Annotated in this window: 10 protein-coding genes; 6 read left to right on the top strand and 4 right to left on the bottom strand. The window is 46.2% G+C overall.

The window, feature by feature from the left end; all coding sequences use genetic code 11:
* Nucleotides 1-716 precede the first annotated feature (716 nt).
* Nucleotides 717-896 (bottom strand): hypothetical protein, encoded by a 180-nt coding sequence (locus PLA23_RS06000; RefSeq protein ID WP_324330361.1) that lies wholly within the window; start codon nucleotides 894-896, stop codon nucleotides 717-719.
* A 77-nt stretch (nucleotides 897-973) separates the two neighbouring features.
* On the opposite strand from PLA23_RS06000, the gene PLA23_RS05995 reads away from it, so the two are divergent.
* From PLA23_RS05995 to PLA23_RS05970, 6 genes are all read left to right on the top strand, one after another.
* Nucleotides 974-1,948: a hypothetical protein gene (locus tag PLA23_RS05995; protein WP_324474426.1), complete on the top strand. Its 975-nt coding sequence runs from the start codon at nucleotides 974-976 to the stop codon at nucleotides 1,946-1,948.
* A 502-nt stretch (nucleotides 1,949-2,450) separates the two neighbouring features.
* Nucleotides 2,451-2,870 (top strand): MarR family winged helix-turn-helix transcriptional regulator, encoded by a 420-nt coding sequence (locus tag PLA23_RS05990; RefSeq protein WP_324474424.1) that lies wholly within the window; start codon nucleotides 2,451-2,453, stop codon nucleotides 2,868-2,870.
* A 64-nt stretch (nucleotides 2,871-2,934) separates the two neighbouring features.
* Nucleotides 2,935-5,328: an endopeptidase La gene (gene lon / locus PLA23_RS05985; protein ID WP_324474422.1), complete on the top strand. Its 2,394-nt coding sequence runs from the start codon at nucleotides 2,935-2,937 to the stop codon at nucleotides 5,326-5,328.
* A gap of 137 nt (nucleotides 5,329-5,465) precedes the next feature.
* Nucleotides 5,466-5,984 carry a hypothetical protein gene (locus PLA23_RS05980; protein ID WP_324474420.1) on the top strand — a complete coding sequence of 173 codons (519 nt, stop codon included), beginning with the start codon at nucleotides 5,466-5,468 and terminating at the stop codon, nucleotides 5,982-5,984.
* A gap of 4 nt (nucleotides 5,985-5,988) precedes the next feature.
* Nucleotides 5,989-6,975, top strand: a complete 987-nt coding sequence (locus tag PLA23_RS05975; protein ID WP_324474419.1) for an ATP-binding cassette domain-containing protein — start codon at nucleotides 5,989-5,991, stop codon at nucleotides 6,973-6,975.
* Between the two features lies 1 nt (nucleotide 6,976).
* The gene (locus tag PLA23_RS05970; RefSeq protein ID WP_324474418.1) at nucleotides 6,977-7,726 is read left to right on the top strand and encodes an ABC transporter permease; all 750 of its coding nucleotides are present in this window, start codon (nucleotides 6,977-6,979) and stop codon (nucleotides 7,724-7,726) included.
* A gap of 265 nt (nucleotides 7,727-7,991) precedes the next feature.
* On the opposite strand, the gene PLA23_RS05965 is transcribed toward PLA23_RS05970, so the two are convergent.
* The 3 genes from PLA23_RS05965 to PLA23_RS05955 form a co-directional block, all read right to left on the bottom strand.
* Nucleotides 7,992-8,273, bottom strand: a complete 282-nt coding sequence (locus PLA23_RS05965) for a hypothetical protein (RefSeq protein ID WP_324330080.1) — start codon at nucleotides 8,271-8,273, stop codon at nucleotides 7,992-7,994.
* A gap of 128 nt (nucleotides 8,274-8,401) precedes the next feature.
* Nucleotides 8,402-9,433: a diacylglycerol/lipid kinase family protein gene (locus PLA23_RS05960; protein WP_324474416.1), complete on the bottom strand. Its 1,032-nt coding sequence runs from the start codon at nucleotides 9,431-9,433 to the stop codon at nucleotides 8,402-8,404.
* A 366-nt stretch (nucleotides 9,434-9,799) separates the two neighbouring features.
* The coding region (locus PLA23_RS05955) for a cation diffusion facilitator family transporter (RefSeq protein WP_324474414.1) at nucleotides 9,800-10,400 on the bottom strand (601 nt) is incomplete at its 5' end.

Genomic DNA, 10,400 nt, shown 5'->3' with positions numbered 1-10,400 from the left:
ATTGATGCCCCGCTCTCAGATGAGGTCAGATCAGGCAAACTGGATCTCTTTGTCATCAATAACGACGGAGTGGCATCGGTATACAAGAAAGCAATAGCATTTACCGTTGAATCATAATCCTCATTTTTATCGTTATTGATATTCAGAAATGAGTGAACATACCGATCAGTTCATTCGTAAGGTAGGGGGGGATTCGGCTCCTGGCCGGGGAGGAGGCAAAACATCTGCAGTTACAACGTATATCCTCCGATTTAGCAATATTTTTTCAGGATGATTATGTATTGCATTCGCCATTTCCAGGCTGGGATGTCTTTTTTGTATATCTCATAAAATATAGTGATACGCGTATGGTTATTGCAATTGATGAATTTCCGTACCTTGTTCAGGAAGATACATCCCATCCTTCCCTTCTTTAGTACTACTGGGATACCATTCTTGGAAAAACTCACCTCTATCTGATATTATCAGCTTGAAAAGGGCCTGGTTTCCAAGTATCTTGCTACCCTTGCAGATTTACAGTTAATACGAAGAGAAATCCCCGTGTTGTCCGGGTCTATGAGTCGGAAGGGAGTATATCTCTCAACAATAATCTGTTTTTTTGTATCATCAGCCGTTCATATGCCCCCTACCATGAGGATGACACGATTACTATGATCTTGATGATATTGAACAGATGATCCGTTCGTGTCTGAACCATTCTTAAAAACCCCTTTTTTTTATTTTTTGAGGGCCTGAACAGCCGTTCCCACGATGATGGTCATAATCCCGGCTATCGTCAGCATAACTCCTGCATAGAGGGGAAAAGGCGCAAGGAATGATACACTATCAGAAATCCACCAAAGAAGAATTCCGACACACGTTGCGATAATTCCCTGAATTAGATACTGGTATTCCATTGGTATTCTCCTGCTCATAGTGGTCAGGATGATACAAAAATTTTTACCATGAGCCTTACGAGTATCAGATGAGTATCATGAGAAGTAATTGGGTTTTTCCATCGGTTCTGACACCGGTCCTGGTTCTCATCCTGCTGGTACCTCCTGTTTTTGGGGCATCTCCCTCATATGACCCGGTAACCGGACGGGACTATGACACCTTTGGGGGATTTTTTGATGCATATGGCCAGTATGTGGATCCCAATGGCGGGGTTATGGACAGATATGGTGAATATGTGCCGAATAGTTACTCTGACTCATGTGATACCTATTATGATTCACAAGGGCAGGTCTATGGAGGAAAAGCTCTAACCGGTAGTTTAAAGGAGGGAAACTGGCTTTTTGGGAATACGGACAAGTACCGGATTGAGTGGCCTGCGTATATTGAACTGACCCGAAATTCAGAATGTAATCTTGAGGGAAGATATTTCAATGCTGCAGGTGTTCCTTTCACGATTACCATCCGGGAAAAGAGGAGATTCCTTGGGACGACCGTTGATCAGATCGCCCTGAACCTGAAGGATATTGCAGATCCTGTCACTACAGAAAAATTGTTTAAAGAAACGGGAAATGAGAAAGAATTGGCCCGTATGATGCTTCAAAATAACTTTGTAGATGAAAACGGGTATATCCATCTTATCAAAGGGGAGATTTCAAATCCTGATGAGTCCTGGTGTAAATCATGGAATGTCGGTTTTACCGGGTATTCGTTCGATAACGGAAAACGGTTCCGGGCCTCATATTGGAGCTGTTTTGTCTGCAATGCATTTGATGGCTCGCGGGAAGAGGGTGAGTATCACTGCAATCTGCTCTATTCGGATCCGATGAGTGATGACAACACCGTCACCTTGTGGCCCTGGGCATCAATGGCAGAAGAGGATATTGACGGAGACTGGCTGGGCGATGGGCAGCAGGTCGATAACCCGGGACCGGTGAATACACATACACCGATGCATGGGGTAAATCCATTGGGATCAGCCAGTTTTGATATTCCGATAAACCTGAATTACTAATTTTTTACCCCGCGTATGAAATGGGGCATTGCCATGATTCTGTTGATTGAGATAAAACACCCCTTTTTTACTCCGCTTCCCTATCCGCAGAAATAAGACCACATCAAATATCAGTGTTTTGAAAAAATTCTCCATCCGTCACGAAAAGCCTCCTGTCTCCGTTCCGAAAGGAATGAAAATATTGAGCTGTGACCTCACCGAATCATTTTGATGATAATTCCGGAGAGGAATATGCAGACCGTTCCTATCATCAGTGAAATCATGAGGGGGTTTTCAAAAAAGGCATAAACCGGGATGGATTAGTACCCACTACCATCTCTTCACAGGTGCCATCAACCCCGGCACACGATTCATAGTACGGCTCTATCTGGTTTCTATCTCTCAGAGAATCTGGTCACACTTGTTATCATCATTCGTCTGGATACGTGAGGAGATCACTTCCAGCATGGAGGGTAATCAGAAGATTTATTGTTAGGTAAAAACTAACTAATTGTAAGTGAGTATGGATGAGCCTCGTGAGCATCTCCTTCGGATATTTGAACATCTGATCCGGCTGAAAACGGAATGCTCATGTGGGATTTATTCCGAATGCTGCCTTTCAGATATCACGATAAAACAGATCGCCTATCTGAAGATTATCGACGAACATCCGGATATAACCTTCTCACAACTTGCTGAAATTACGAAGAACTCAAAACCAACAATCACCGGAATGATTCACAAACTCAGCCGGATGGACTGCGTATACCGCGAACCATGCCCTCATGACGGGCGGATCTCGTACATCAGACTCACTGAGAAGGGAGCGATGGTTGCCCGTGCCGAGCAGCAGGCCCTAATGCAGGTCATTGATCGGCTCATCAGTGCACTGGACGAACAAGAGATTGCTCTCCTGATTGCAATTCTGAATAAGGTCAGGTAATTTTTTATCAGACCGATTAGTTAGGTAAAATAAAACTAAACAAACGAAACGAACTAAAAAAACCATGACAGACACAGATACACCCCCTCATGAAGAACACCAGGAGCTCCCCCTCCTTCCGCTCATGAACACCGTTATCTTCCCAAAGACACGGACAAAAATTCTGGTCGATGAAGAAACCGGCCACATGCTCATGAAAGACGCGAATAGTCCTGAAAGTACCCTGTTTATCGGGGCAACGGTTCACCCGGACACAGATGCGTCTGAGATATCCCAAGATACCATCTATCCAGTTGGAAACCTCCTTGAGATCTCGTATATTCACAAAACCGGGGAGGGGTATATGCTCGGTGTCGCTGCCCGTGACCGCATACGAATCACATCGGTCAGATCCGATGATGACCGCCTGTATGCCTGTTATACACCCGCACCGGACCTTCATGATATCGATGATGATGGCGTCAGGGAACTCCTCCATGAGATAAAACAGGTGGTATATGATATCGGATCTGCATTCCAGGGATCAGATCACATCCTTGGACCGGTCAGACAGATGGAGTCCATTGATCAGGTCATGGGCTTTATCATGCCGTTTTTACCGGTATCGATCGGGAGAAAGCAGGAGATCCTCGGGACTGACTCGCTTCGGACCAGGTATCTTATGTTCTTTGGAGCCCTTGCCGAGTGCAGAGAAGATATCAGTCTCCGCATAGAGATGACAAAAAAAATCTCTGAAAAGTCTGCCCGAAGTAACCGTCAGGCAATTCTTCGTGAACAGATCAGGGTAATGCAGGAAGAACTGGGTGAAATAGACGGGCAGGAGCAGGAAGATGCCAGATACCGTGAACGAATCATGCAGTCATCCATGCCTGATGATGTGAAAAAGAAGGCACTTGTGGAGGTGAAAAAACTCAAGTCCAGTGGAAGTCAGGGGCATGAAAGTCCGGTCATCAGGAATTATCTTGATCTCCTCCTGGATCTCCCGTGGGTGACGAATGATACAAAGAGCATTGATATCGGACAGACACGCCATATTTTAGATCAGAATCATTATGGCCTTTTGAAGGTGAAGGATCGAATAATCGAACACCTTGCTGTTCTTAAGCTGAAACATGAGAAGCAGGGTTCTATTCTTCTTCTTGCAGGGCCACCCGGAACCGGTAAGACCAGTATTGGAAAGAGCATAGCCGATGCTCTTGGCAGAAAATATGTCAGGATAAGCCTTGGAGGGGTAAAAGATGAGGCAGAGATTCGAGGACACCGGCGAACCTATGTCGGTGCCCTTCCAGGCCGGATAATTCAGGGAATCAGAAGAGCGGGAACAAAAAACCCGGTCTTTGTCCTTGATGAGATAGACAAGCTTGCATTTTCATACTCCGGTGACCCGGCAAGTGCTCTCCTTGAGGTGTTGGATCCTGAACAGAACAGCACGTTCTCCGACCATTATCTGGAAGTCCCCTATGATCTGTCAGATGTGTTCTTTATCGCAACGGCAAACTCCCTATCAAGTATCCCCGCCCCGCTTCTTGACCGGATGGAGCTGATAGAGATCCCAGGGTACACAAAACAGGAGATGTTCTTCATCGGAAAGGAGCACCTTATTCCAAAGTCGCTCGATGAACACGGGCTTGCCGGGCAGATCCTGACGATAGACGATGCTGCACTCCGACTCATTATCGATAAGTATACCCATGAAGCGGGAGTTCGTGGCCTGAAAAAGCAGATTGACCGGATATCAAGGTATGTATCAGAAAAGATTGTCTCTGAAACATGGACTGTCCCCGTGGTGATCACCTCAGAGCAGATACCCGTCATATTGGGAAAGGAGGTCGTCAGACATGAGGTTGCAAAGAAAGCCCTGGCTGCGGGTGTTGCAACCGGTCTTGCCTGGACACCGGCCGGTGGCGATATTCTCTTTATTGAAGCGACCTTCATGCCAGGTACTGGAAAACTCACCCTTACCGGCCAGCTGGGGGATGTGATGAAGGAGTCGGCCAATATCTCGATGAGTCTTATTCGGTCCAGATTTGCCCAAAGTGCCTTTCACGTTGATTTCATGGCAAGCGATGTCCATATTCATATCCCGTCCGGTGCAACTCCAAAAGACGGTCCTTCGGCAGGAATTACTCTCTTTACCGCTCTCGTATCTCTCTTTACCGGAAAACCTGTGGATCCCGGACTTGCTATGACCGGTGAAGTGACACTCTGCGGATCGGTCCTGCCGGTGGGCGGCATTCGGGAGAAAATACTTGCGGCTCATCGTGCAGGGATAACGAGAATTATTCTGCCAGAGGAGAATGAGCGTGATCTTGCAGACATACCTGATGATGTCCGAAATGAGCTGACCTTTATCCTGGTCAGGACGGTTGATGAGGCCCTTAAAGAAGCACTGGGTATAACGTTGACAAAACCCGTGTTTCAGATGCCGTGTGATCAGTCCGCTGCCCCTGTTGTATAAATAAAATCCACATTTTTTTAGATCTCTGAACACACATCGGAAATCTGATATGATAAGAGTTTTTGGTTGGTTTGAAGATCTCAATGCATTTTTTGTAAATCATCAATGGAAAAGGAATTGTATGAACAGATAACCATGTGTATGGTACCGGAGATGAGACGAGAATGATGAATTATCTCAATTCCTTTCCAAAAATCTTTATAGTTCTGTTCCTGGCTGTATCTATCGTTGTCATGCCGGTTCGTGCAACCATTTTTGCTGAAGATGGATCAGAGCTCACTATCGGTGATCTCTATGATATGGTGAACACAACACACCCTGCCAATAATACAACACCCGTGACCTTCTTTTTTGACCCTGAGTGCGGACCTTGTATTCCGGTTCATGAATACCTGGAGACCTACCTGACAGACCATCCTGATGTATCGGTCATGATGGTAAACCTGTCATCAGGACCTGAATCAGAGGCGATGATGCGTGATCTCTTCATTCAGCACAACCGTACCATCATGAATACACCAGTTATCTTCTTTGGACCGATGGGGCTTGAAGGGACCGATGAGATCATCAATCATTTTGAGCTTGTATACCACTGGTATACGGACGAATCATGTAATTGTCAGCCGATAAAGACCAGTTCTCTTGTTCCGACCTGATCCTATGACACCTGCCATTCAGGTAACCGACCTGACAAAAACATTCGGCGACCTTATTGCTGTGAACCATATCTCCTTTGAGATAGAGCAGGGAGAGATATTCGGCCTTCTTGGTCCAAACGGAGCAGGAAAGACAACAACACTCTCGATGCTTGCCACCATGCAGAGACCCACGTCCGGGTCTGGGACCATTCAGGGAAAGGATATTGAAAAGGACGAGGATGGTGTCAGGAAAGCCATCGGAATTGTATTTCAGGATCAAAGCCTGGATGAGGAACTCACCGCCAGGGAGAACATGGATTTTCATGGCAGGCTCTATCGTATTCCTCCTGATCTCAGGAGACAACGAATTGATGACCTGCTCCGTCTGGTCGAACTGCATGACCGGAAGGATGACCTGGTAAAGACATTCTCAGGAGGTATGCGAAGAAGACTTGAGATAGCCCGGGGACTTCTTCACCATCCGTCCGTTCTCTTCCTTGATGAACCCACTCTGGGTCTTGATCCCCAGACGCGGAACCATCTGTGGCATTACATCGCAACATTAAGCAGGGAAAAGAATATCACAATAATTCTGACCACGCACTATATGGAAGAGGCGGATCGGCTTTGTGACCGGATTGCGATCATTGATCAAGGATCAATTATTGCTCTTGACACACCGCAAAACCTGAAAGACAGTATCGGCGGGGATATTGTCACCGTCAGGACATCGGATATCAATGCTGCAGTACAGATCCTGACCGGATCATGGATTGAACAGGTTGAGCTGCATCATGATGAGGTCCGGATACATCTTCACAATGCCGAGCAGCGTATCAGTGATATCATTACGCTTCTGAATCAGCATCAGATTCAGATTCATTCAGTTTCAATGCATAAACCAACCCTTGAAGATGTGTTTCTTGCCTTTACCGGCAAAAGGATACGTGAACAGGAGGGCGATAAAAAAGAGATGATGCGACGGCAGTTCAAAATGAGGAGGCATTAATATGGATATTATCTATACTATCTGGCTTCGGAGCATGAAACGGTATATCCGGTCCAAAAGCCGTATCATCGGGAGTATCAGCATGCCCATGTTCTTTCTCCTCTTTCTTGGGTTTGGCCTGAATTCGGTTGTGAATATTCCGGGATTTGGGGAGAATTACATCCAGTTTCTCATGCCCGGTATGGTTGCAATGAGTGTCCTCTTTACATCAGTCTTCTCCGGGATTCAGATCATCTGGGATAAACAGTTCGGTTTTCTCAAAGAGACGCTCGTAGCCCCGGTAACTCGGATGGAGATCATGCTTGGACAGACGTTTGGGGGTGCAACAACGGCGGTTATTCAGGGCATTCTGATCATGGTCATCTCACTTGCTTTGGGACTGAAAGTCCAGAGTATGTTCGGGTTTCTCATCGCACTTGGGTTTATGGTGATAATCGGGATCTCCTTTACCGCCTTTGGTATTGCGATTGCATCACGAATGGAGGATATGACCGGTTTTCAGCTGATCATGAACTTTGTTATCTTTCCAATATTCGGTCTTTCAGGGGCGCTATTTCCGATTCGATCCCTTCCGGACTGGCTTTCACCGATAACCAGGATCGATCCGCTGACCTACGGGGTCGAAGGGATCCGGTATGGTCTGACCGGGGCTAGTCAGATTAATCCCGTCCTCTGTTTCCTTGTTATCGGGGGATTTGCCTGTGGTATGACGGTCATCGGTGCATTTTTGTTTCGAAAGATATCGATATGATCTCACGCCTTTTCTCCATGAAAACAGGTAATCATTCAATCGCCCCGGTATTCATGGTGCTTTCACCGCATGAAGATCATACCCGGGCATACAATTTACCAAAAAACGTAAACCTCCGTGTAAAAAAAGGAACTGTCCCGGAGAACATTTTTTGCACGGGTGCATGTTCTCCTGGCCATGCCTCCCCGTTTTCAGGACCACTGGGCGGGCATAGTACCCGAACGGATGGGTAGAGGAGGACGCAAACCCGCCGATTTTTCAGGATTTACCGGTTCTTTCCGTACTGAAGTCCAGTTCCATCCCGTGGGGGGGTCTGGTTGTTCGGGCAGTTTTCATACACGCAGGTTCCATTCCCGCCATGTTGTCCGTTCTGTCCGCCATACTGGTTTCCAGTCCCGTCCTGTGGTGCCGGGCCGGTCTTTGCCATCTTTCCATATCCACCCTGACCTGCTGCTGTTGCCGGCAGAATAACGGCGAGGGCAATCAGACCAAGGATGAGTACAATTGTTATTCCTTTCATCATATGCTGCACCTCCTTTTCGTGCATATACTCTGATTCGACGTTGAACTATATACGGACCTATAATGGGGAAAGCTCCTCCCCTGAGCCAAAAGGTTCCAGGGGGGTAGGGAGAAGAGATCCTGATACCCGGAATTTGGGTGAAGAGGAGTATTTCAGAACGTACTGCCCCCTGCCGGCTGTTGACCTGATACCTTCCATGAGCAGGATCCTTTCTGAAATGATTCGTTCGGATATCCAGCCTGCAGACACCCCTCTTCATCATGATCCTGAAAAAACTGAGGAGCAATAACCTGAATCGCTTCGTTATCAATTGAGAGATGAGCAGGAGTCTGTGTCGTCTTTTCACCTCCCATAATGACATATTTCCGTGGAATGGTCTCTATGGTTGCCTCTTTTACTTTATATATTCGTGACTGTGGAAACGTAAGATGCCGACCAAGGAAGAACCCTATCCAGAACTTCAGACCCTGCCACCTGCTCTCTGAGTCCATCGCAAAAATAATAAGCGTATCATTATCGATATGTGCGTCGGGAGTGATTTTTCGTGCCCCATAAAAACTGCCATTTGCTATTATCAGCTGCCTTGTGTGGATCGTCTCCTCTCTCCCATCTGTCGTAATGATACACCGGAATAATTCCTGCGAGATAAGGTACTGTGTTTCGCAGAGAAGATATGAGATCATGCCAAGATACCGTTTCAGTTTTCGGGGAGTTGCTGAAACAACATTATGGGAAAAGCCGATTGTTGCAATATTGATAAAATATTGGGAATTAATCATCCCCAGATCAATATCAACCACCTTTCCGGTTGCTATCACCTCAATTGCCCGATGTACAGACATCGGAATACCCATAGAGCGGGCAAAATTATTCGCTGTACCAAGCGGGAGAATACCCAGAACAGTATCCTGATGAACAAAGAGGTCGATAATGGTGTTGAATGTTCCATCTCCTCCTCCGATGATAATCAACGGGTGTTTTTGAGATATGACCTCAGAAACCACCGATCTGATGCGTTCCGGTTTTCGAACCGGATATGCCGCAATGACTTCTATTCCATGAAGCTGGAGGAGGTCGAGCGCTTTGAAAAAAAGTCTCTCCCCGTTTCGTGAGTGTGTATTTACAATAAGCACTGCCTGCGGGTTTTTTCGGATTATTTGCTCTAATTCATGCTTATTCTTCATCGTATCATGAAAAACTGTATAAAAAATGAAAGTGGGCTCCTGTCAGTGGCGTTATCTCATGGCCGACTGGATACGATCTGCCAGAAAATCAATGGCAAGTCTTGAAATTGCGGATCCATTCTGAAAATCCCTCACGTGAACTCAGAAAAACTGTCATGCTGGTTCATGAGGGATGTACATCCCACAATACAAGGAGAAACGGTACCACAACCGATGGTAACGCATCCATACATCAATTGCTTCATGGGAGCCCGTATTGTAAATTTTAAACGGATTTGATTCATGGGTACATACTTTTACAATTGTGAATTGCGAGATAAAATACCTATGCATGTGACGTGATACACACCCACCAGCCTATCCTGTTTACCGGGCGAGATCACACAGCGGCGGTTTTTTGATATGCTCGCCGGTATTTGGCTCCACGTGAATGGTAACGTTAGCCCGGGGATATTCGATTTTTAAATCTTTTTCCAGATGGTCGGTGATATCATGGGACTGTTCAACTGAAATATCCTTATCAACAACCAGGTGCAGGTCAATGAAGATCTCTGGTCCGGCCCGTCTTGTTCGCAGGCCATGAAAGTTCACATACACCGACTGGTGTTCACATATGATACTGGTTATCCGCGATACCTCCTCATCTGTCAACCGGTAATCGATCAGGTCTTTGTATGATTTTTTTGTTAGGTCATATGCAGCCTTCAGGATTACAAAAGCCACACCGATTGCAATAAGGGAATCAAGTATTGCAATTTTGGTAGCCCATATCAGAATCAGTCCGGTCATCACACCAAGAGAGGTATACACATCCGTCCGAAGGTGCCAGGCATCACTCTCCAGGGCAATAGATTCTGTTTTCTTTGCAATTTTCATCAGACGGGCAGAAACCAGGGCATTTACACCTACTGAGATACCCATTACCATAATACCGGCAATCATGAGGGTCTGATTCATTGGTTCTGAT

The sequence above is a fragment of the Methanospirillum sp. genome, assembly GCF_035406105.1.
Lineage (GTDB): Archaea > Halobacteriota > Methanomicrobia > Methanomicrobiales > Methanospirillaceae > Methanospirillum.
The sequence above is the reverse complement of the archived record's forward strand: the minus strand, read 5'-3'. Positions and strand labels throughout refer to the sequence as shown.

Coding starts and splice junctions, on each gene's coding strand:
- PLA23_RS05960 (WP_324474416.1), bottom strand. CDS start 9,433: ATGAAGAATAAGCATGAATTAGAGCAAATAATCCGAAAAAACCCGCAG.
- PLA23_RS05995 (WP_324474426.1), top strand. CDS start 974: ATGAGAAGTAATTGGGTTTTTCCATCGGTTCTGACACCGGTCCTGGTT.
- PLA23_RS05975 (WP_324474419.1), top strand. CDS start 5,989: ATGACACCTGCCATTCAGGTAACCGACCTGACAAAAACATTCGGCGAC.
- PLA23_RS05965 (WP_324330080.1), bottom strand. CDS start 8,273: ATGCACGAAAAGGAGGTGCAGCATATGATGAAAGGAATAACAATTGTA.
- PLA23_RS05990 (WP_324474424.1), top strand. CDS start 2,451: ATGGATGAGCCTCGTGAGCATCTCCTTCGGATATTTGAACATCTGATC.
- PLA23_RS05970 (WP_324474418.1), top strand. CDS start 6,977: ATGGATATTATCTATACTATCTGGCTTCGGAGCATGAAACGGTATATC.
- PLA23_RS06000 (WP_324330361.1), bottom strand. CDS start 896: ATGGAATACCAGTATCTAATTCAGGGAATTATCGCAACGTGTGTCGGA.
- lon (WP_324474422.1), top strand. CDS start 2,935: ATGACAGACACAGATACACCCCCTCATGAAGAACACCAGGAGCTCCCC.